The sequence below is a fragment of the Candidatus Leptovillus gracilis genome, assembly GCA_016716065.1.
GTDB classification, from domain to species: Bacteria; Chloroflexota; Anaerolineae; order Promineifilales; family Promineifilaceae; genus Leptovillus; species Leptovillus gracilis.
Genome location: JADJXA010000027.1, coordinates 70,923 through 92,887 on the forward strand (window position 1 = coordinate 70,923; position 21,965 = coordinate 92,887).

General features: G+C 56.6%; 14 protein-coding genes and 1 pseudogene. 7 read left to right on the forward strand and 8 right to left on the reverse strand.

Features of this window, described 5'->3' with window-relative positions; all coding sequences use genetic code 11:
* Nucleotides 1-41: 41 nt before the first annotated feature.
* The 3 genes from IPM39_28920 to IPM39_28930 all read right to left on the reverse strand — a co-directional run bounded on the left by IPM39_28920 (nucleotide 42) and on the right by IPM39_28930 (nucleotide 5,087).
* On the reverse strand, nucleotides 42-743 hold the full coding sequence (locus IPM39_28920; GenBank protein MBK8990039.1) for a hypothetical protein: 702 nt from the start codon (nucleotides 741-743) through the stop codon (nucleotides 42-44).
* Between the two features lie 14 nt (nucleotides 744-757).
* Nucleotides 758-4,135 (reverse strand): N-6 DNA methylase, encoded by a 3,378-nt coding sequence (locus tag IPM39_28925; GenBank protein MBK8990040.1) that lies wholly within the window; start codon nucleotides 4,133-4,135, stop codon nucleotides 758-760.
* A 268-nt stretch (nucleotides 4,136-4,403) separates the two neighbouring features.
* A complete protein-coding gene (locus tag IPM39_28930; protein ID MBK8990041.1) occupies nucleotides 4,404-5,087 on the reverse strand; it encodes a DNA alkylation repair protein in 684 nt (227 codons plus the stop codon).
* An 8-nt stretch (nucleotides 5,088-5,095) separates the two neighbouring features.
* Here IPM39_28930 and IPM39_28935 point away from each other — a divergent pair, with 8 nt between their 5' ends.
* Together IPM39_28935 and IPM39_28940 are read left to right on the forward strand one after the other, a co-directional pair.
* A complete protein-coding gene (locus IPM39_28935; GenBank protein ID MBK8990042.1) occupies nucleotides 5,096-5,299 on the forward strand; it encodes a hypothetical protein in 204 nt (67 codons plus the stop codon).
* A gap of 61 nt (nucleotides 5,300-5,360) precedes the next feature.
* Nucleotides 5,361-5,999, forward strand: a complete 639-nt coding sequence (locus IPM39_28940; protein MBK8990043.1) for a hypothetical protein — start codon at nucleotides 5,361-5,363, stop codon at nucleotides 5,997-5,999.
* A gap of 258 nt (nucleotides 6,000-6,257) precedes the next feature.
* On the opposite strand, the gene IPM39_28945 is transcribed toward IPM39_28940, so the two are convergent.
* A complete protein-coding gene (locus IPM39_28945) occupies nucleotides 6,258-6,788 on the reverse strand; it encodes a DUF805 domain-containing protein (protein MBK8990044.1) in 531 nt (176 codons plus the stop codon).
* 221 nt (nucleotides 6,789-7,009) lie between these two features.
* Between IPM39_28945 and IPM39_28950 the strand changes: the two genes are divergently transcribed.
* Nucleotides 7,010-7,495, forward strand: coding sequence for an RNA polymerase sigma factor (locus IPM39_28950; GenBank protein MBK8990045.1), 486 nt, complete (start codon nucleotides 7,010-7,012; stop codon nucleotides 7,493-7,495).
* Nucleotide 7,496: 1 nt separating this feature from the next.
* Nucleotides 7,497-7,910, forward strand: coding sequence for a hypothetical protein (locus IPM39_28955; GenBank protein MBK8990046.1), 414 nt, complete (start codon nucleotides 7,497-7,499; stop codon nucleotides 7,908-7,910).
* A 142-nt stretch (nucleotides 7,911-8,052) separates the two neighbouring features.
* Here the strand turns inward: IPM39_28955 and IPM39_28960 are convergent, their stop codons facing one another.
* The 3 genes from IPM39_28960 to IPM39_28970 form a co-directional block, all read right to left on the reverse strand.
* Complete coding sequence (locus tag IPM39_28960; GenBank protein MBK8990047.1) at nucleotides 8,053-8,484, reverse strand: hypothetical protein; 432 nt, start codon at nucleotides 8,482-8,484, stop codon at nucleotides 8,053-8,055.
* 5 nt (nucleotides 8,485-8,489) lie between these two features.
* Nucleotides 8,490-9,494: a hypothetical protein gene (locus IPM39_28965; GenBank protein ID MBK8990048.1), complete on the reverse strand. Its 1,005-nt coding sequence runs from the start codon at nucleotides 9,492-9,494 to the stop codon at nucleotides 8,490-8,492.
* A 211-nt stretch (nucleotides 9,495-9,705) separates the two neighbouring features.
* A complete protein-coding gene (locus IPM39_28970; protein MBK8990049.1) occupies nucleotides 9,706-13,953 on the reverse strand; it encodes an IPT/TIG domain-containing protein in 4,248 nt (1,415 codons plus the stop codon).
* 362 nt (nucleotides 13,954-14,315) lie between these two features.
* On the opposite strand from IPM39_28970, the pseudogene carA reads away from it, so the two are divergent.
* The 3 genes and pseudogenes from carA to IPM39_28985 all read left to right on the forward strand — a co-directional run bounded on the left by carA (nucleotide 14,316) and on the right by IPM39_28985 (nucleotide 19,526).
* Nucleotides 14,316-15,469: pseudogene (gene carA / locus IPM39_28975) on the forward strand (glutamine-hydrolyzing carbamoyl-phosphate synthase small subunit).
* A 95-nt stretch (nucleotides 15,470-15,564) separates the two neighbouring features.
* The gene (locus tag IPM39_28980; protein ID MBK8990050.1) at nucleotides 15,565-15,912 is read left to right on the forward strand and encodes a rhodanese-like domain-containing protein; all 348 of its coding nucleotides are present in this window, start codon (nucleotides 15,565-15,567) and stop codon (nucleotides 15,910-15,912) included.
* A gap of 179 nt (nucleotides 15,913-16,091) precedes the next feature.
* Entirely contained in the window at nucleotides 16,092-19,526 is a 3,435-nt protein-coding gene (locus tag IPM39_28985; GenBank protein MBK8990051.1) for a S8 family serine peptidase, read from the forward strand.
* Between the two features lie 203 nt (nucleotides 19,527-19,729).
* On the opposite strand, the gene IPM39_28990 is transcribed toward IPM39_28985, so the two are convergent.
* On the reverse strand, nucleotides 19,730-21,961 hold the full coding sequence (locus IPM39_28990; GenBank protein ID MBK8990052.1) for a polyribonucleotide nucleotidyltransferase: 2,232 nt from the start codon (nucleotides 21,959-21,961) through the stop codon (nucleotides 19,730-19,732).
* Nucleotides 21,962-21,965: the final 4 nt, after the last annotated feature.

The following is a 21,965-nucleotide window of genomic DNA, read 5'->3' on the forward strand; positions in this document are numbered from 1 at the left end:
CGCTGTTTCTTGTTGAAAGCGCTGACTTTTACGCAAAACGGTTAATCTTCATTCTGGCTGCGAAGATCAACCCAAAAATGATGTAAGCAAAAGGGTGAAATGGGAAACGGCCGTTGTAAAACATGGTTTAATTTGCTCACTCCTTGCTCTTGCCAATCATCAATGAGATTGAGCAGAGTAACAACTTCGGCATTATTTCTTGCTGCCGTATTGACCTCGCCCAAAATAGCATCAAAGATCATGTTTTGGACATAGCCAACCATCGCGGAAGAACTCTCGCCCTTGGCATAAGCATGTTCTTCGGTGATAAACCGCCTGATGCCATTTTGGACATACAACGTGGTCAAAACCTTGTCCTTTTGCAGAGGTTTTCCCAAACGTTTGCATTCGATGTAAAAGTTACGAGCGCTTCGTCTGGGATCGGGTTCCAAATGATCAATGTACCCCCAATAAAAATCTGGTATTTTCTTTTTGCGCGGTGAATCTGGCGTATCTTCAGCATTGGGTGGGTTTCGCCCTTCTGCTGTGGGTGGATGATCGAAGCCTTTGTTTTGTATGTGCAGAAGCCTGTTAGCTTCAATCAAGCAGAAGTAAAGTTCGCTGTTTAACGCTTCTTCGTTTGCCTGAGACAGCACGAAGCTGGTCTTTTGCTGCAAGAGGATGAGCGCCAGGATAAGCGATTCAATGACCCGTTTTTCATGGTTGTTCCAAATTGATAATTGTGAGAGACGAGGTTGGCTCATGGATGCGACTGGTATTATTTGACAGATTCTTGCATATTTATAGCTTGCAATAATGTTGCTTCGGCATCTTCGCGGGCAAGACTGCGTGTCCACAAGCGCCGCTCATTGCGTTTGATAATAAATATATCGGTGTCGGTCACGGCGCGTACCATACCTTCAATGTAAATTTGCGAGCTGACCGGCTGCCGTAATGTCTCATTTAATCGTTTTAGCAGCGCCTGCCACTCATCTTCATCTGCTCCCTCAATGGCTGGCAAGGTTTCGTTGTATTCTTGGGTGGAAAAAATGACAGCCAGCATAGGCGCACGGCTGGGACGAATGATTCGCCACCTGAATTCTCCACCAAGAGATTCTAACTCCCGGTTCCATGTTCGCAGAAAAGCGTAAAGATACCCTTCTAGCCCACGTTCCATTTCCCGGTTGCCATGCAAATGAGCCAGCGTACCTTGTTGTACATTAGGATATGGTTCAACTGGCTTGACTGCCTCACTGCTGCCGCCACGATAGAAAAACTCCAACCCTGTTTCGCACATATCCAGAATTAGATCACGTTCAGATTCATTGAGTTCATAAAGGTCAAAGATCGTTTCATCCAGCCGGTTTTCTAAAAAATTTCGCCTGTTTCTGATTTCTTCTGCCGATAATCCATCTGGATTAATGGTGCTCTGAGGTGTTGGATCCCAATCTCTTAGCTCGTCAACAATTGACACGATTTTTTCTCTTAAGTCCAAATTGTTCGGTAGTCGGATTGGGGTGTTCATTAGCTCATATAAGTATATTTTATGACGCCATGTTCCCCATGAGCCAGCGGTCATAAAGAAATAGTACCTTATTAAGGAAGACCACAATATTGCGGTTAAGACCTTTCTTTGCCAATCTAGTGCATTATCAACATTAATCCCATATATGGAACTTTGATAGCAATACGCTTCATTTTCAAGCCGCGTATCAATTAATCCATCTGCACCAGATGCTTGAGTAATACCTTGCTTAACTAATAACCTCCAACCCGCGTATACGTCTTGGCTGCCGTGAGCTCTAACTTCGTCAGGTGTAAAATCCAATAAGTGTTGCATGACGGAGCCATACCTTTTAAATTTGGGGACGGGCAGTTCTCTGTATTTTTTTAACCAGTTGCTAGGATAACTTTTAGCTGTGTCACGAGCTTGCTCATACCCTCTTCTAGGTTCTGGCCATTTCTGAACACTTGCTAAGTCTTGAAGTGAACTATTTAAAGTTAGAGTATTTACTAATTTTGCGTCGTTATGATTTCCCCACCAATAAGTTTTCCAAAGCCAGTCGTTTTCCTCCAAATCACATTGTCGTATGCGATGCAAATCTGGCAAACTCAAGACAACTGTTTGCATATTGTCTACAAATTCTGTTTTCTTGGCTGACCAGTACTGGACAAAATGATCAAAATCAGCTTCTCCCGGCTTGTATTGAACAAAAGAGAAGGGTGATATGGCGCCACTAAAAAATGCGTCACGCACATGGAAGAAATTCACCACTTGATGAATCGTGTTTTCGGACAACCAACGCTGACGAAACTGCAAACTTTTTTCATGGCGTTTTAGCAACACACCATAGGATACAAGTAGGCCGCACTCCCCATCACCTTTCAACAAAATTGACGTGCGGGCAATAAAGGCTTGAGACAGTTCATTATCGCCAATTGACCAATCGAATACGCGACACCATCGCTGCGCCTGTTCCTGGGCAGCATGAAGCTCTCGTGTGCCTTCATTCTGTTTCAAGTAACCCCACGGTGGGTTGCCAACAATAACGTCAAAAGAGTGTGGCGAAAAAGGCAGCGTATCGGGAGAATTCAACAATTCGACAAACTCAGCGCGGCCGGCAAAGCGGTCGTTTTGATCTAAATAACCCCTGATGAATTCTTTTTCTGAGTTCAATAGGCCAAAGGTGTTGGCCTGATACAGAACATGATAATGTGTTGAATCTGCGGGATACTTGGGATCAAAAATCAAATAGGGTAACGGTTTTTCCCCATTGGTCTGTTCAATCTGCGCTAAAATATCTTTTGGTTCCTGATAATGGAGTAGAGCCAGATATAAACTAAAGGCGGCGACGTGAATGGCTTCCTCGTTGATTTCAATACCAGTTATTTGTTCGCGGAGGATTTGGCGCAGTTCGGCAGCACTTAATGGTTTCCGGGACAAGCTTTCTCGGTAGCGAACGATACGCCGGAAAGCCTGAACCAGAAAAATAGCCGAGCCACAGGCAAAATCCAATATGCGAGGCTTTGTTGCCAATCGTTCAGGGGTCAGGATTTGCGATAGAACATATTCGACCAGAACACTGGGCGTATAATGGGTTCCTTTATCTTTGATGCTTGATTTATGATAGAACTCTTCGTAGATGCTGCTAATCAATTCGATAGGAATAATCTCGAAATCATACGCCCAAAGAAACAATTTGGGTTGTCGGAAATCAGCGTTACCTAACAGGAATCCTCGCAGTAAATCTAGATGCCCTTGTGTAATCTCGCTTTCTTCGTTAACGTCCCGCGGAAACATGTCGCCATTAAAATGTTCAGCCAGTTGATTAAAAAGAGCATAAGTGAAATCTTTATTCCGCAGCACACGGGTATAACGCCGATCTTCATTATTGGAAAAGATAACCCCTGATTCCGGGGTTTCTAAAATTCGCAACCATTCAGCTTTCCACTTTGGGTGGCTTCTGTTTTCTGCCACCTGCCTGAAATAGTCAGGAGTTAATATCCCGCGATCTTCAAGATAGCGAACAAAAATAGAGCGGCCAATAACAGCATGGATATGCCTTTGCTTAACCTTTTTATCAAGCGCAAGGAGATTGAGACGAACAGCCTTTAAATCCAAAATAAGACGTCTATCGGCGCGGCGTCCTGCTTTTTCAGCGCTTTTGTCCCGGAAAACTTGGCCGGATTCTATAAGTTCGCGGCGATATTGAAAGAGTACATGGCTTACGCCGGCTATTTGGCGGACAACAGCTAACGGCTGAATGTTTTCCCACTCGGAAACAGTTTGCGCCGGATAATTATTGAGGCTGTATACCTTTAACTCGCCGGGCACGGCAATAAACAGATAGTGGGGACGCGCCATGCACCAAACACGGCGAAAGATATTTAGCAATGTCGCGTCATCGTTTTCTTGAGAGGTACAGAAAACGATGACTGGATCGTTGTTGACGAAAAAGATTTTTTCTGCGCCAACAGTTTGAGCAAGGGATAACCAATCACCTTTTTCTACCCAGGTTATATCCTCTGATGATTCGGATTTGGGCAAATTGGCAGCGTTCAACAGCGTCCCATCGGTGTAGTTGAGACCTTCGTAAACAGCGTCTAGAAACGCGTGTGGTGATTCCAGTGAATCAGGCAAAGCCGATTTAATCATTGAGGATTTCTCTGCAAAAACAACAAGACCTGCTGATACTCTTGTAGAACAATATTTCTATATTCTACCACAAAATTTCCGAAATGTAGACATAAACTAAGAATTCAGCAGACTATTCTTGGATGACAAGATGTCAGTGTTGGGTCATTTGCGAGCCGATCTGCAACGAAGTTTAGGTGATCCAATGATTTTGTCAACAGTTTGTTGGTGGGGGAAACGGCCGTTCCCCCTCCCAATTTGCGCGTACAGGTGATGGGGCAAAACCGTCTTAGAGGCGTCCCTGGTTCTGCAACCATTTCAGCCCCTCGCGGGCGCTGAGCGGAGCCAGTGGGGTGGCGGCAATGAATGCAACCACCGCCTCGGCGTTCGTTTTAGAATATTCACGCAGCGCCCAGCCAATTGCTTTCTGGATAAAAAACTCATCCGAGTCCAGGTTTTCCCGAATCAGGCTGAACAACAAGTCGGCGTCGGTTTGGGTTTTGTAGGAGAGTTGGAAGAGTAGGGTGGTGCGCCGCAGCCAGAAATTGTCGCTGACGCGCCAGGCGGCAACGGCCGTTTCCCGCACCTGTGGATAACGTTGAAAATGAATCGCCACGCTGCCCCCCGCCACGCTGTCTACCGTGTCCCACCATGATTTTGTCACAATGAGATATTCCAGCACCGACACAAATTCGGGTGGCTGCTTCTGGATCAGCCGGTCTAAAAAAGCGAAAGCGCTGTATTGGTATTCGCGCTCTGGCAGCGCCCACAATTCGCGCAAGATCGCCTCAAGTTCGGTGGGCTGCGGCAGGCCATAGGTGGCGACGAATTCCTTCAGCAGCGCCCGGCGCGCCGGGGTTTTGATGCCTAAATAGGGGAATTGGTCACGCATGTATTTAGACATGGGCACAGCTTCGGCCGGGTTGGCGTGCTGTGCCAGCAGTGTTTGCAGGGCTTCAATATAGGTAGACATAGGCGTTATTGTGGCAGAAAACGGCCGTTCTGACGACAAAAAACAACCTCAATCAGCCACCCGTCAGTAGTCCTATAACGGCCGTTTCCCATCCCAATTTATGCGTGGTTGTGTTGGTGGAGCAGAACGGCCGTTCCCCACAACGCAAACGCCGCAAGGCCGTTGTCTTCCCGTCTGCCAAGCGCCCGGCAGCACACGGCCGTTGCCGGTAAGGTAGAGATGGTATGCAGCCTGTGGAAATCCCTCTATCTCTGCTCTCAGGAGTAAACGATCATGATGCGAACCATTATTCTTGCTCTTTCTGCGGCGACCTTCATTGCTTTGGTTGCTTTGGGCTGGCTGGTTTACCGTGCGTCTCCCGGTCCTGACAACCAGGACATCCTGGGCGTCACTCTGGGCAAATCGGACAACGAGACCGGTCTGGCCTTTATCTCTGGCCGCCGTATCGAATGCGTCCCGGAAGCCGATGCGCCCTACACCTCTACCTGTACAATGACGATAGCCGGTCAACTGCTGACCATTCAGGCGTTTCGCAATGGACCGGAACAGCCCAATCAGGTTGGCGGTGGCTGCCAGGCTGTTTATGCCGGGCAAACCTGGCCCTGTGCCATCAGCTCGCGTCACGTTGACGTGCATTGGTTCGCCCATATCAGCGATCCCTTGGGGCTGGACGCGGCGCAACTGACCACCCTGCGCCAGCAATATTTCATGGAGAATCTGCCGGAAGAACCGTTTTTGACCGGCATGTTGGTCGCGCCGGTGCTGGCGGCGCTGGCAGTCTTGGCGGGGTGGTGGGCCTGGAAACGGCCGTCTACCTGGCGCGGGTGGGGAACGGCCGTTGGCCTGAGTATGGTCTCACTGATTGGCGTGTTCGTCCTGGCGATCAAGCTCACCAGAGGCTTTTGGGATTAGGGCGAAAGAAAGGCGCTGCTGTACAGAGTGCATTTTCTGCTTGGTTGCTGCGCGCAGCAGCGGCGACGGTCCTGACATTGGCCGGGGGATCAGGGTCGGCAGTTGGCTGCCGGATGTCAGGCTGGCGCGGGTCAATTTTGGCAATGACATGATCGCTCGGCCCAATTGCCATAGAGGATATGGTAGCGCAGCCTCAAGATGCCCGCTGCGGGTCGGTGTGACACGGCTTCTGCGAATTGACAGGTGGGCAACGGCCGTTTACCATCCTGTCGGCTGGTCTGTGGGGATGCGGCTCTGTTGGGCAAGCAAATAGAGGACCACAATCTGCCCAAATGGCACTAACCAGAAAAGCTGCCACCAGCCGCTGTATCCGGCATCCTTCAGCCGTCTGGCGCCGGCAGCGATGAATGGCAGCAAAAGGATGACACCGACAATTTGGTACACCTTTTCATGAACAATTGTAGCAACGGCCGTTACCAGCAGCACAAACGCAAAAAACCACCAATACTCAAAGCGCGTTGCCGTATCAGAGAAATTAGCGAACTTGAGAAACCCGGTGTTCACCGCATCCAGCGGCGTTATCGGTTCATCTTTTTCGATGAGAATCAGATCGCTGGTGTCAACCTCAAACGCAGCGGCCAAAGCCCGGGCGGATTCCAGGGAGCCATTGCCACCATTTTCTAAACGTTGAATTGTTCGTAAGCTCAGTCCACAAGCCTCGCTAAGCTGTTCTTGCGACCAATTTTTCGCGGTGCGTAACTTCTTGACCAGGTTTGATTGAATCCTCATGTATGTGTCCTCCCAATTTTGTGGTCGGTAAAACCAGGCGAAGTATAGCCGGGAAAATGACGCCCTGTCTACGACAATTTGACGACACCTCAGCGACAGAGGGCGCTTCTCTGCTTCATATTGGAAATTTGTAAGAGAGAACGGCCGTTTGGCAATGATGAACCATGTGCGGCAGCAGTTGTAACTTTTTGGCTGTTCGGGGATATTATCTGTAACAAGCAATGATGACCTTTCACGATTTGTATGAACAGTACGCCCCGGACGTTTACCGCTTTGCCTTCTGGCTCAGCGGCAGCGCCGCCGACGCCGACGATATTACCGCGGAGACATTTGTGCGCGCCTGGGCCGGCAGCCAGAAGATTCGTACGGAAACTGTCAAGGCGTATCTGTTCACTATCGCCCGCAATCTGTATCTTAAACAGGCCGCCCGCGCCAGACGAGAGGTGGCGCTGGATGAGACGCTGGTTGCCCCGCTGCCTGAACCTGACGGACAGTTGGCGAGACGCGAGGTGTTGACGGCCGTTTTCCGCCAGCTGCATCAGCTATCCGAAGCCGACCGCACCGCCTTCATCCTGCGCATCCAGTATGAACTGCCTTACGCCGAAATCGCCCGCATTCTGGCCATTTCGGAAGCGGCGGCCAAAGTAAAGGTTCACCGCGCCCGGCTCAAGCTAACGGCCGTGCGCCGTGACTATGAGGAAGCCTGACATGACGATTACCCGAGATGTTATCCTGGATCTGCTGCCCCTGTATCTAGCGAACGAAGCCAGCGCCGACACGCGGGCATTGGTAGAGGAATTCTTAAACGGCGATCCGCAGTTGACCAAATTGATCGAGCAGTCGAAGGTAACGCAGTTTGATTTCGAGGTTCCTACACCTCTGACAAAGGAGCATGAAATGAAAACATTTGAAAAGACCCGGTTTTTGCTGTTTCAGCAGAAATTATTCCTGGCCCTGGCAGTGGCAACCACGTTATTCCTCGTTGCCTTTCGCTTCGATGAAACCGGCGTGACATGGTTGTGGGCTGCGACGCCGGGTATGGGTTGGGCGATGCTTGGCGTTGCGTCCCTGTTTTGGATTGCCTTTCTCAACGCAAATTGGATGATGAACCGTGAAGGGTAGGGACGTATACCTGATGAGGGCACAAGGTCACATCTGACAAGGTGACAAACATGTCAGATTATGAACTTTGCGAGTATGGTCAGCCCCTGATGTAGACTCAGCGGGGACGACTGCCAGGGTAAAACGGCCGTTCCCGTATCCTTTAGCGCCGCTCAATCACCAACGGGCTGCCGTTAATGTCTGTCGTCGTGGAGAGGACATAACCGCCATAGGTGCAGTCGCCCTGCACCACTTCGCGCACCTGCCCGCTCACCGTCAGGTGATGCACTGTCTGCGGCAGCAGCGGGAATTCCAACTCCGTCGGGAAGGCAGCCGTGCCGCCGACTGTGCCCGATTCGGCCGTAATTGTGATCAGCGTCCCATTGCCCAGCGTAACGGACACAATCTGCGATTCCGCGTTGGTGGGGGATGTGACTGGCTGCACCGCCAGCAGTTCCGGCGTGGCCTGCGGGCAAGGATACGGTGTGGCTGGCGGCCCTTCGGTGGTCGTTTGCGGAGCAACGGCCGTTTCATAAAACAAAAACCCGGCCATCACAACCAACAGGATTAGAACAATCACAAGAATACGTCGCATGGCGCTCACCTCACCAGATTTGGGTCTACAATATATTGCCACCAGTTATAGGCCACGCCGTTGGCCGCGCCGGTGATATGCGGCAGGCGGCGGAACCACCATTGATGATGGGCGCGAATGTCGCCATTCCCCCAATCGGCGCAGTCCACAATGCGCGTTTCGCCAGACAGGTTGGGAAAGTCCAGCCAATTGTCGCAGCGGGCGGGCACGCGGCTCTTATTGCCCCAATCGTAGTCGCGCACACTGTTGGGGGCAAAGTGCATCAGCCCCACTTCCGCCTGGCCGGGATGCGTCTGGTCATATTGGATAAAGCGCTGCCACAAATTGTTGGCCCCTTTGGTGTTGCGGTAAGTATGTTTCATGATGGACTCGGCGCGGTGGCCGAACGCTTCCAGCATTTCACCCACGCCGCGCTGGTAGTTGAAGCCCATGATGATAAAGCGTTTGTTGGCCCGCGCTGTTTGCGTCAGCGGCGGCGCGTTGCACCAGAATGCGCCCGGTCCACCCATGATGGATTCGTAATACCCGGCGTAAGGGAAGGCAAAAAGCCAGAACTCGTCTATCGCCCCGTTGTTGACTTTGTTGATCATGTCAAATTCGGCCAACAGGGCGTCGTAGTCTACGGCGTCGGGTTGATGGAAGCCGGTGCGCGCTTTCCAGGCGGCCACAAAGTCGTCGGCTTTGTAAGTGAAGCCATCCTGCTTACGCGGGAATTTGTCCACTTCCAGGCGCTCGACAATTTCATAATTGCAATAACCATAGCTGATGTCGCGCAGGTCGGCGATGTAACCGGCGCTGAGGGCGTCGGGGTCGCCCCATTTAAGAACTTCGTTGAGCTGTTTGCCGCCCGCGCCCGGTACGGTGGGGTTGTGGATGATGAGGGAGACACGCTTGCTTACCGGCGTGGGTTTTTGGCCGATGGGCTGCACGGCCGTTGCCGATTTCCTGTCTTGCAGTTTGTTGTTGAGCCAATCTAACCACGTGTTCAGTTGTGATTCCAGTTTACTCATGGCAAAGCCTCGTTGGGTAACAATTTGCCCAAAGATGTCGCATCTCTGGGGAGTTACGCTCTATGTTGACAAACTTTGCCCTTTTTGTAAAGCAGTTGGCCCCCTTTCAGGTGCGACGCACTTTGCCAAAGTGCGTCGCACCTTTGCTCACTGGTATTTCACCACGGAGTTAACCTCAGTGCCCTCCGTGTCTCCGTGGTAAGCAGCTGCGTTATTTCACGATAAGCGGCAGGTGCAGCGTATAGGCTTCCACCGTCAGACCACCGGCCAACTGCCCGCTCTGGCTGTTGGGATTGGTTACAACCACATCGTAGGTTCCAACGGGCACGCTGCCGGGCACAACGGCCGTTAACTCACCAGCCGTCAGCCAGACCACGTTCTCCAGTGGGTAGTTAGCGCTGCCCGCTGCCAGCGTCACCGTCGCCCCGTTCAGGAAGTTGGAGCCGGTAATCGTTACCACCGCCAGACTGTTGATTTTCACCCGGTTTGGGCTGACGCCGGTCACATTTGGCTGTGCGCCGTAAACGGTGAAGCCATTGGTCAGCACGGCCGTTTGTGTATCCGGGTTGGTCAGGCGCACCGTGTAGATGCCTTCCGGCACGCTGCCCGGCACGTCGGCCAGGACTTGCGTGGCCGAAATCACCAGCACATTGTCCAGGGCATAGGTGGCCGCCCCTTGCACCAGGTCTACCGTCAGGCCGGCCATGAAGTTGCTGCCGGTCAGAGTAACGGCCGTTACCTGCCCCACATTGCTTTCTTCCGGCGTCACCGCCGTCAGCGTCGGCGCTTCGGCCGATAACAAACTCAGCGATGCCTGCCAGGTGGTGCGGGCATACCCGGCCGATTGTAAACTGGTGAAGCTGTACAACCCGGCCGGCCGGGAGAAGGTGACGGTGTAGCTGGAACTGTTGGCGATGCGCGTGGGTGGGTAGGGGCTGATGTCGAAGTTGGTAAACCCTTCGTCCATCACCACCGCCAATTGATACGTCCCGGCCAGCGACAGGTCTACCAGAATGTTGGAATGGAGGCCGTTTTCCAGGGAGACGCCCGACCAGGCATAGGCGGGTTGGGGGATGGCCTGAATGGCAATCTGGTAGCTGACGGCGGCGGCATTGCCACCGGCGGCGACCAGGCGCAGGCGGGCATCGGCCGGCAGGGTGACGGCCGTCCACACAGTTTCTGTGCCGTAGATGGCTGGCAGGGTTGTCGTGGTCGTCACGGCGTCCCACAATTGCAACGAGACGGCATCGGCGGCGCTGCCGGTGATGGTGATGACTACGTTCGCCAACATCTCCGCGCCGACGTGAATCGGCAGCCATTCTTGGCTGAAATCATTGCCGTCGCCGCCAAGCTGACCGCCCACTTTGGTATAGGGCAGGGCGTCGTTGTCGGCCGTTGGGCCGCTAATCACCACATTCCAGGCTGCGCCAACGGCCGAATCCTGGTCCACGACCAGGTTATGGACTCCGGCGGGCACAAAGTAGGTCACGGCCGTGTCATCCTCCACCGTTTTCTGGATAAATTCATCGTTAACCAGCAGTTGGTAACGGCCGCTGTTTTGCCCCAGGCCGAAGGTGTACAAGCCGGCGTTGGGGAAATTGACGCGCACCTGGCTGGCCGCGCCATCGGCCGCCGTCACGCCAGACCAACTGGTGTTGGGCTGCGGGATGGCGCGGAAGCTGAGGCTGTAATTGACGGCGGCGCTGTTGCCAATGGCCGCCCGCAGGTACACGCGGGCGTCGGCGCTAAGGTCCAGCGTGCGCCACGTTGTCTCCTGCCCGTAGACGGTGACGCTGTCTATCAGGCTGCCGTTGGCGTTCAGCACATCCACCCGCAAGGCATCGGCAGCCGCGCCGTTGATGGCGATGGACAGGTTGACGGCCGTTGCCTGCCCCAGGTGAATCGGCAGCCATTCGTCGCTGAAATCATTGCCCACGCCGCCCAACGCGCCGCCGCTGCGGGCATAGGGCAGGCTGTCGGCGCTGGCTCCCACACTGCCAATCACCACATCCCAATTAGCGCCCAGACCAGAATCTTGCTCCAGGTACAGGTCGTGCATCCCGGCCGGCACGTAGTAGGTGACGTTGGTGTCGGTTTCGGCCGTTTTGCGGATGTGGTTGGTGTGATTGGTGGTGAGGCGGAATTGGTAACGGCCGTTATCCACCCCGTTGGCAAAACTGTACAGGCCGCTCTGCGGGAAGATGAGCCGAATGTGGCTGTTTTCGCCCACCGCCGCCGCCAGACCATCCCAGGTGTATCCGGCGCTGGGGATGTAATAGAAGACCAGGGAAATGGTGGCGGTGGTTGTGTCGTTGTTGCTCAACTGGATGCTGTTTTGGCCGGTCAGCAGGCCGGTCCCCCAGACCGTTTCGCCATCGAAGGCACGGCCGTCCCAGACGACGCTGCTGCTGCCGTTGGTCAGCGCCAGGTCTACATCCGCGCCGGAAACTGCCAGGGCAAAATTGAAGTCCAGGCTGCCGCTGGGCACGGTATACAGCGGCGTCACCGATTCACCGGGAGCCAAAACGCCGTCAAAGGTGAAAAAGCTCTCTCCGGCGGTGGTCGCGGCGATGCTCGCCGTCCAATCGGCCGCCGGATAGGCCGCGTCTTGCAAGACGACCACCTCGTGCCAGCCGGCTGTCACCATCATGTCGTAGGTTGTATCGGAACTGGCCTGCGGACCACGCAGGTTCAGGGCGTCGTCCAGCACCAGATTGGCAAAACCGCTGGCCGCCTCCAGACTAAAGCGATAGAGGCCGCTGGCGGGGAAGTTGACCATGATGACCGAATGGGCCGTGCCGGCCAGCGAGAAGCCATCCCAGGTGGTCGCGCTGGCCTGGGGCACGGCCGTTACCTGGATGGTATAGGCCAGCGGCCCATTGTTGCTGCCGCTGATCAGGCGCAGTCGGTTGGCTCCGGCGCTCAACTCAAAAGTCATCCATCCTTTTTCCGTGCCCATAAAATCTGGCGAGACAAAAGATGGCGTGGCGCTGCCCGCCTGGTACACCTCCAGGCGCAGGCTGTCGTTGGCTGCGCCGCTCAGGCTCAGGCTCAGGTTGACGGTGGCGGCGGCATCCAAAGCCAGCGGCAGCCATTCCGCGGCGAAATCGTTGCCCGCACCGCCCAGGTGTCCGCCTGCTTTGGCATAGGGCAGGCTGTTGGCCCCAGCGCTCAGCAAGCTGACGCTGACGCTCCAATCTGCGCCAACGGCCGTATCCTGCACCAGGCTTAAGGCGTGGGTCCCGGCAGGCACGTAATATACCACGTCGTCGCTGCCGCTCTCTACGGTTTTTTGGATGAAGGGAGCGCTGCCCACGTCTAGCAGGAATTGGTAACGGCCGTTGACGGCGAAGTCGAAGGTATACAGGCCGGACGTGGGGAACTGCACGCGGGTGTTGCTGTGCGCGCCGCTGGCGTTGGCTTGCCCAGACCAGGTATAGGCCGCTGTGGGTAGGGCATTCAGGCTGAGGGAATAATTGACCGGTCCGCCAACGGCCGTCAGGTGAATCAGGCTCAGCCCGGCCGGTAGATCCAAGGTCATCCAGGTGGTTTCGCCGGTCTGTACGGTTTGGGCGGCGCTGACGGCCGTTCCACCCGACCGCACCTCATTCACCGCCACTTGCAAGCTGTCGCCCGGCGCGCCGGTGGCGGTAAGGACCAGATTGGTCTGCGCCGCGGCGGCCAGGTACACAGGCAGCCATTCTTCGACGATGGCGCTGCTGCTCTTCTGGTAGGGCAGACTGTCGGCCGCCTGGCCGGTGTAGGCGATAGCCACGCTCCAGTCTACCGAGCCGCCAGCCGCGCTTTGGCTGATGGTCAGCGTGTGGACCCCAGCGGTTACGTAGAAGACGGCCGTGCTGTTGGCGACGACAGTTTTTTGTAGGTAGTTGTTATCCAGGGCAAACTCATAACGGCCGTTGGCGTTTACGCCAAAATCGAAGCTGTACAGCCCACTGTGCGCGAAAATGAGTTTGGCCTGGCTGTTGACGCCGGTCGGCGCCGCCTTGCCCTGCCAGGTAAAGGGTACGGCGGGCAAATCATAAAAGTTCAGACTGAAATTGGCCGCCTGCCCGCCCGGATTGTGCAAGGTGAACTGGTTGACCCCTGGCGTCAGCACCACTGTGCCCCACACCGTCTCGCCGGGTTCCACGTCATCGGCCCAGATAAGCGCGTTGGCGCTGTCGCGGACCTGGAACGGGACTGGAACAGCGCCGGAGGAGATGGTCAGGGCAAAGTTGGCGGCGCGGCTGCCGCCCGATTGAAAATACGTGGGCGAGAGGGTCGCGCCAGGATTGATGACGCCATTCAGGGAATAAAAGGGCGTTCCGTTGTTGTCTGGCTGTAACAAGGCCGCCTCGTTGGCATACGCCAGGGAGCCTATCCCGGCTGAAAGGATGATGACGGCTGCGAGGATCAAGAAGAGTCTAAAAAGATAATTCAGTGGAGAATGTCTGCTCACGTTCATTACAACCTCCTGAGTTGTACATCAAAAAAGAAACGGTCAGTTAACGGTTAGCTAAGGTAATGACCCATAATCGGAATTATACTGCCCGCCAGGGGCCATTCTGGGGAAGTAGTGCTAATATCCTACCAGTGTATTGTGCGGCAAACGGCCGTGAGCGGCCGTTTGGCCGAAGAGAGTAGGGGGAAATTTGTGGATCATGTTCCTTACGGCGCTGCCGTGCTGTGTTAGAATACCTGACAGTAGGCTTCATCAGTGGTTCACCCACCACCACGAATGAAAATCCACAGCTTTCACAGATGGACACAAATTTTTTATCTGGGAAATCTGTGGACTATTTTCAAGGGAAACTGACGAAAATGGATCACCTTCAAAACGCTTTGCTTGCTTTGGAAGATGGCACGTTGTGGCCGGGCGTCGGCTTTGGCGCAGTTGGCGACGCCACCGGTGAAATTGTTTTCAACACCAGCCTTAGCGGCTACCAGGAAATTCTCACCGACCCCTCCTATCATGGTCAGATCATCACCTTCACCATGCCCCACATCGGCAACACCGGCTGCACGCCGGAAGACGACGAAAGCGACCGCGTTTGGCCGGCCGGATTGGTGGTGCGCAGCCTCAGCCCGGTGGTTAGCAGTTGGCGCGCCCGGCAGAGCCTGCCAGATTATTTGGCCGAACGCGGCGTTGCTGCCATGACGGACGTGGACACACGCGCCCTGGTGCGCCACATCCGCACCCATGGAGCGATGCGCGCCGCCTTCAGCACGGCCGATCCCGACCCCGACCGTCTCCTGGCCCTGGCCCGCGCCGCCCGCGACATGAACGGCCTGGATCTGGCCCGCGAAGTCACCTGCCCCGAACCCTACCGCTGGACCGAAGCGGCGGATTGTGGCAGCCCAATCGCCAATCGCCAATCCTTCGGCAAGCTCAGGACCAATCGTCAATCGTCAATCGCCAATTCCACGTCGTTGCCTACGATTTTGGCATCAAGCGCAACATCCTGCGCATGTTGTCTGCCTATGGCTGTCGGGTGACGGTGGTCCCGGCGACGACGACGGCGGCGAAAGCGTTAGCCCTGGAACCGGATGGCATTTTTCTCTCCAATGGGCCGGGCGACCCGGCGGCCGTCACTTACGCCATCGAAGCGGTGGGCGAGCTATTGGGGCAGAAGCCCATCTTCGGTATCTGCCTGGGGCATCAGATTTTGGGGCTGGCATTGGGGGCGCAGACCTATAAGCTCAAATTCGGCCATCGCGGCAGCAATCAACCGGTGCAGGTGGCCGAAAGCGGCGCGGTGCAAATCTCCAGCCACAATCACGGCTTTGCCGTTGACGCCGCTGCCTTACCCGCTGGCGTCGTCGCTTCGCATATTAATCTTAACGACCAATGCTGCGAAGGGCTGGCCGCGCCTGCTTACCGCGCCTTCTCCGTGCAGTACCACCCGGAAAGCTCTCCTGGCCCCCACGACTCGGACGAACTGTTCGCCCGCTTTGTGGCGCTGATGGGGGAGTGAGGGGGCGGGGAAACGGCCGTTAATCGCATAAACTGCCCAAACCGCAACCCCTTTGTCCTTTGTCCCTTTGGATTAAATTCCTCCCTGGAGCAACTATGGCAATTTTTGACTGGCTGTTCGGGCCGAAAGTGCCCCAAATCACTGTTCAGGAAGCGCAGCGCCGCCTGAAAACTGAACGCGACCTGATCATCCTCGACGTGCGCCAGCCGGCCGAAACCCAAAGCGGCATCGTCCCCGGCGCACTCCTCATCCCCCTCACCGATTTGGGCCGCCGCCTGGACGAACTACCCCGCGACAAGCCCATCCTGACCATTTGCGCTTCCAGCCACCGTAGCCCGATGGCCGCCCGCCGCCTGGCCAAAGCGGGCTACACCGTCACCGACGTGGCCGGTGGCATGGGGGCCTGGACGCAGGCCGGTTTGCCGATCAAGAAGGGGAATTGAGATTGGATGACCCGTCCTAAATACAATTGACACATTGGTGACTATTCAGGACGGGCCACCTGGCAAAACTGATGGAAAGGTTTACTCACCGGCATTCGTCTTCATGAGTAGAAACGGCCGTTCTTCGCTCACACAGCATCACCGAACGGCAAAAATTCATACTCTGGAGGACAATTGTTATGAGTCAAACCTATCGTTTTCGATTTGTTCGTCAGGCGGCCGCGCTCATCATCCTCGGCTTGCTCGTCTTTTTTGTGGCGCAGGGGTCGGCGGCCAGCGCGACCCCCGAAGCGCCAACCGCCCCCGAAGCGGCGCTTTCATTCGTCAATGTCAGCGCCCCGGCCATCAACTGCCTGTTCGACGCCGACTGCACCATCACCGTAGACGATACCACTGCCCTGTTCACGTTCGACGGCATGGGCGGCGCCGGCTTCCTGCAATCTCGCGGTTGGCCGCGTGGGGAAGTGGGCACGGCCGGCGCCGGACTTTACCCCTACCTGTACCGCGTAGACATGCGCGAATTGGTAGGGCCGGGCAATCCCGCCTGCATCACCTCTTTTGCCCTGGACTTTGGCCCGGTGGTGCCGCTGGATTACAACGGTGATGGCAGTGTGGATCATGGTTTTGTCGTCACCGGCGGCGGCTTGGGCAGCGTCGCGCCATCGGCCATTGACCTGACGACCGGGCGGCTGACCTTTACCTTCGCCACACCGGTCTGCGGCGATTTTTCACCGGCGCAGAACAATGGCGTCAGCAGCTTCTTTTTTGGTCTGGTCTCGCCTTTCCGCGACAAAGAGGTAACGGCCGTTCTGAACAACAATTGGGCCGCGCCATTGTCGCTGCCCGCTCGCGCGCCAGATTTCAGCGGCGCGCCGGCCCTGTCCGTTTTCCCCAGCAGCGGGCCGGCTGGCGAGCCGGTGCAGCTTATTGGCAGCGGTTACACGCCCGGCGGTTACCCCGGCACAATTCGCTGGAACGGAGCAGACGTGGCGACGCTGCCCATCCCCAACGGCGGCGCGTTTACCCAGCCCTTCACCATCCCCGCCGAAGCGCCCACCGGTGACCACACCATCACCGTTTGTTCGCTAAACCCCTGCGCTACCGGCGAATTTGAGCAGTTAGCCAGCGCGCCGTTTGGGGTAGACGGCCGTTCGCCGTCCACTCTCCCCTACCATCTCTATTTGCCCCTGATCAGCAAACCGGGTCTGGCTGCCGCCGAACCATTCAGCTACGTCATTGATCCCAGCGTTACCCCCATTCAGGCTGAACTGCCAGGGCTGGATGGCGGTGCGCCCCGGCCATTGGCCGCCATGCGCGACCCCCGCGGCCAGGTCAGCACCTTCGTCGCCAACGAATTGGTGGTGCAAACCGATGACGCTGCCGCCCTGGCGGCGCTGGTGGCGCGCACCGGCGGCGAGATTCTGCTGGCAATCAATCCGGCCGACGCCGGGCTGAGTGACCTGGCAAATATCTACCTGATACGCGCCAACCTGAGTACGGCCGATTTAAGCAGCCTGGCAGCCAACGTCACCGCCCTGATCCCGCCGGAAATCGGGTCAGCCGGTCGCTTTGCCTATTCCAGCAATGATGGCGCGCGGGTGTTTGCCCTGGCAGCCGAAGAAGCAGTCGGCGGCCTGACCGTCGGCGTCAACTGGGTCAGCGAAACGGCCGCCATTCCCACCAACAGCCAGGAAGCGCCCGCCGGACCAGAAGTAGGCGGGGTGGTCTACTCGCCTAATGCCTACACCTGGGCGCACTTTGCCAGAGGAACCGTGCAGAACATCGGCGTACCAGAAGCGTGGACGCTGATGTCGCGGGCCGGCCGATTGGCGAACCGCGTAGACCTGGCTATCCTGGACGGTGGTTACTTCCCTAACTCAGATTTTCCGGCCGGCATGACGTACATCTCGGTCATTCCCTTCATCACCGACCCGCGCAACGTGAATGGGGTAGATGGCAGCGCGCCTTTCCACGGGACCGATGTGCTGCAAACGGCCGTTGCCCGTTCCGATAACAACTTCGGCGTCGTCGGCGTGGCCGCACCCATCGCCCGTCCCATCGCCGTTTTCACCTCGTATGATTATGTGGTTTCCATTGCCGCCGTGTTGGCCGCCCGCACCGCCGGCGCGGACATCATCAACATGAGCTACAGCGCCAACGTGCCGGCTGTCTTCGGTTGGACCGTGTGGCCCTTCGAGCTGACCACCGTTGCCCTGCGCGCTTCCGGCGTCTTACTCTTCGCCTCGGCCGGCAATGCCGGGCAAAACGTGGATGGCGAAGACTGCTTCCTGGGCATCTGTTGGGAACATACCTGGCACACCCCCTGTGAAAATGATGGCGTGTTATGCGTCGGTGGTCTGCGCTGGAACTCGCAGATGCGCGCCACCAATTCCAACTTCGGCCCTCGCGACGTGGACATCTTCGCCCCATACACCGTCTACCGGGGACAATCCCCGGCCTTTCCTGGCGCAGGAACTACTGTGGACATGGTGAATGGAACCAGTTTCTCCTCGCCCTATGCCGCCAGCGTGGCGGCGCTGATTTGGGCCGCGAACCCTTCGCTGAACGCTAACCAGGTATGGGACCTGATGCGCACCACCGCCCACAGCAGTCCAGACGGCCGTGTCAACCGTTACGTCAACGCCTATCAGGCGGTGCTGTCGGCCATTGGCGTGGGTATAGACGCTACGCTCACTGCCCCCACCAACGGCGGCACGTATCCCAAAGGGCATCCGGTGCGCCTGAGCGCCAACGTCGGTTATGTGACAACCGGCAGCGCCATCCCGCCCCAGGTGCAGTGGCGGGTAGATGGCGTCCTGGTCAACAGTGTCACTTATGACCTGGACAGCGGCTCCCACCTGCTGTACCCGGAGACCTATGTGCGCAACCTCAGCGAAGGCTCGCACACGGTCAACATTCGGGTTACGGCAGGAACGGCCGTCGTAGAACGCAGCGCCACCTTCACCATCCAAAACTCGCCACCAACAGCCACGATTGATCAACCGGCCAGCAGCGCGTCTTTCTGCCAGGGCGAAACAATCATATTTCGCGGTTCGGCGTTTGACCCCAACCAGCCGGCTGGCGTGCCCGACAGCGCCTTCGCCTGGCGTTCCAACGTCAACGGCGGCTTGGGCACAGGCGCCACCCGCCCCATCAGCACGCTAAGTGTAGGGGCGCACGTCATTACGCTGCGGGTAACAGACGATGGCGGTTTGTGGGATGAGGACAGCATCAACGTAACCATTCTCAGCGCCTCTAATCCGCTTTGTATAGACCTGCCGCCCTCGGCGCAAATTACCAGTCCGGCCAATGGGGCCTCGTTCGAGGCCAACAGTTGGAATGGCACACATTGGTACAGACAAATCACCTTTACTGGTATTGTGGATGATCCGGAAGATGCCACCAGCGCGCTCAACGTGCAGTGGTTTTCTAACCGGCAGGGGTCGTTGGGCACGCCATCGGTGAATCCAACAACTGGGGTAACGACGATTACGGCCAATATCCTGGTACTGGATTCGTGCGGCTCCACCCACACTATTACGCTGCGGGTAACAGACAGCTTCGGGAACGTGACGGAAGATCAGATTACGATTTTTGTCAGCCTGCTGTGTTAAATCGGGTAGAGACGTTGGAGTGCAACGTCTCTCTCTAGAGTTGTCAAATCTTTAAGATTTGACAACTCTAGACCAAAGTCAACAGAACCTCAGCAAAAAGCCCTGACCATCAGGGCAGGGCTTTTAAAGATTGGGTAATCGGGTGAAGATTGGGCGTGGGCCTAACGGTGTGGGCCTAACGGCGTGGGCCTAACGGCGTGGGCCTAACGGCGTGGGCCGCGGGAACGGCCGTCACGCGAGCCGCCATCTCTGGACCCACCACCGCCACGATTGCCGCCGCCACCACTGCGATTGCCCCCGCCGCCACTGCGCGGGTTGTCACTGGCGCGGGCCTCGTCCAGGCTCCAGCCTTCCAACACGGCGCGGCGCGACAGCCGCACTTTGCCTTCGGGGCTGATGTCCGTCACCATCACCATCACCTCGTCGCCGACTTTGATGGCGTCTTCGACGCTGCGCAGGTGGTCGCTGGAAATTTGGGAGATGTGCACCAGGCCGTCGGTCCCGGGAATAAATTCCACAAACGCGCCAAATTCGGTGGTACGCACCACTTTGCCGGTGTAAATCTGGCCCGGTTCCGGCGATTTGGTCATGGCGCCGATGGCTTCCACGGCCGCTTCGGCCTTCAGCCCATCCACACCGGCCACATAAATCGTGCCGTCTTCCTGAATGTCCACAGACACTTCGTAGGTCTCTTCCAGGCTGCGGATGGTTGCGCCGCCCTTGCCGATGACCGCGCCAATTTTGTCCGGGTCAATCTTGATGGTTAACATGCGCGGCGCAAAGGGGCTTAATTCTTTGCGCGGTTCGCTGATCGTTGCCAGCATTGAATCCAAAATCTGCAAACGGCCGACACGCGCCTGTTCCAATGCCTGGGCCATTAACTCTTGAGTCAGACCGCTGATTTTAATGTCCATCTGGATGGCGGTGATGCCTTCGCTGGTCCCGGCGACTTTAAAGTCCATGTCGCCCAGGTGGTCTTCCATGCCCTGGATGTCCGTCAGCACGGCGTATTTTGCGCCATCGCTGATCAGACCCATGGCCACGCCAGCTACCGGGCGCTTAATGGGCACACCACAGTCCATCAGGGCCAGGGTGGAGGCGCAAACGCTGGCCTGGCTGGTAGAGCCATTGGAGGACAGCACTTCGGAAACGACGCGAATGCTGTAGGGGAACTCTTCTTGCGAAGGAATCATGGGCCGCAGCGCATTGCCGGCCAGAGCGCCGTGGCCGATCTCGCGCCGTTTGGGGCCGCGCAGGGGCCAGGTTTCGCCGGTGGAGAAGGGCGGGAAGTTGTAATGGTGCATGTACCGTTCCGTCTCTTCGGGGGCCAGGCCGTCTAGTTTTTGCGCTTCGCGCATGGTTCCCAGGGCGACGATGGAGAGGACCTGGGTCTGGCCGCGGCGGAAGAGGCCGGAGCCGTGGGCGCGAGGGCTGAGGCCAACTTCGGAGGAAAGGGCGCGGACGGTGGTGTAGTCACGGCCGTCGGGACGGATGCCGTCATAGAGGATTTGGTGGCGCACGGCCATTTTCACCTCTTTGGCGATGATCTCGCGGATCGCTTTGGGGTCGGCTGTGTCATCTGCGGTGATGAAGCTGTTGACAACTTCTTCACGCACGGCGTCTATGGCGGCGTTGCGGTCTTCGCGTTCGGTGGTGGTGCTGATGATCTGTTGGATGCGGCCGGCCAGGCGGGCTTTAACGGCCGTTTCCAATTCACTATCCACACTCGCCAGGGTAACGGCCGTCTTTTCCTTGCCGATGGCGGCGCGCATCTCTTCTTGCACGTCAATCAGCGGCTGCATCGCCTGGTGGCCAAAGGCCAACGCCTCGACAAACAGGCTTTCGGGCGCTTCGTTGGCGCCCGCTTCCACCATGATGATGGCGTCGCGGCTGCCAGCCATGCGCAAATCCAATGTGCTGTTTTCCATCTCAACGTTGGTCGGATTAACCACAAACTGCCCATCAATATAGGCTACACGCACTGCGCCAATCGGCCCATTCCAGGGAATGTCGGAAATGGTCAGGGCGGCGCTGGCGGCATTGACGGCCATAATGTCCATCCGATGCACGCCATCCGAAGAAAGCGTGGTGACGATGATCTGCACTTCATTGCGCATACCGTCGGGGAATAACGGCCGTAACGGGCGATCAATCAGGCGCGAAGTCAGCGTGGCGTCGGTGGTCGGGCGGCCTTCGCGGCGGAAAAAACCACCGGGGATACGGCCGGCGGCATACATTTTCTCTTCATAATCGGCGCTCAGCGGGAAAAAGTCCAGCCCTTCGCGCACATTTTTGGACATGGTGGCCACAGCCAGCAGCAAACAGTCGCCCACGCGAATGGTCACTGCGCCGCCGGCCTGTTCGGCCAATTTGCCGCTGGCAAAAGTAATCGTCTTACCGGCCACGGTGGTGGTAAAGGTATGTTCAGGTAACATGATA

Bases quoted from the DNA above. Each gene is read 5' to 3' on its own strand.
- IPM39_28985 (MBK8990051.1), top strand. From the start codon at position 16,092: ATGAGTCAAACCTATCGTTTTCGATTTGTTCGTCAGGCGGCCGCGCTC.
- IPM39_28965 (MBK8990048.1), bottom strand. From the start codon at position 9,494: ATGAGTAAACTGGAATCACAACTGAACACGTGGTTAGATTGGCTCAAC.
- IPM39_28920 (MBK8990039.1), bottom strand. From the start codon at position 743: ATGAGCCAACCTCGTCTCTCACAATTATCAATTTGGAACAACCATGAA.
- IPM39_28925 (MBK8990040.1), bottom strand. From the start codon at position 4,135: ATGATTAAATCGGCTTTGCCTGATTCACTGGAATCACCACACGCGTTT.
- IPM39_28945 (MBK8990044.1), bottom strand. From the start codon at position 6,788: ATGAGGATTCAATCAAACCTGGTCAAGAAGTTACGCACCGCGAAAAAT.
- IPM39_28980 (MBK8990050.1), top strand. From the start codon at position 15,565: ATGGCAATTTTTGACTGGCTGTTCGGGCCGAAAGTGCCCCAAATCACT.
- IPM39_28940 (MBK8990043.1), top strand. From the start codon at position 5,361: ATGATGCGAACCATTATTCTTGCTCTTTCTGCGGCGACCTTCATTGCT.
- IPM39_28960 (MBK8990047.1), bottom strand. From the start codon at position 8,484: ATGCGACGTATTCTTGTGATTGTTCTAATCCTGTTGGTTGTGATGGCC.
- IPM39_28955 (MBK8990046.1), top strand. From the start codon at position 7,497: ATGACGATTACCCGAGATGTTATCCTGGATCTGCTGCCCCTGTATCTA.
- IPM39_28930 (MBK8990041.1), bottom strand. From the start codon at position 5,087: ATGTCTACCTATATTGAAGCCCTGCAAACACTGCTGGCACAGCACGCC.
- IPM39_28990 (MBK8990052.1), bottom strand. From the start codon at position 21,961: ATGTTACCTGAACATACCTTTACCACCACCGTGGCCGGTAAGACGATT.
- IPM39_28950 (MBK8990045.1), top strand. From the start codon at position 7,010: ATGATGACCTTTCACGATTTGTATGAACAGTACGCCCCGGACGTTTAC.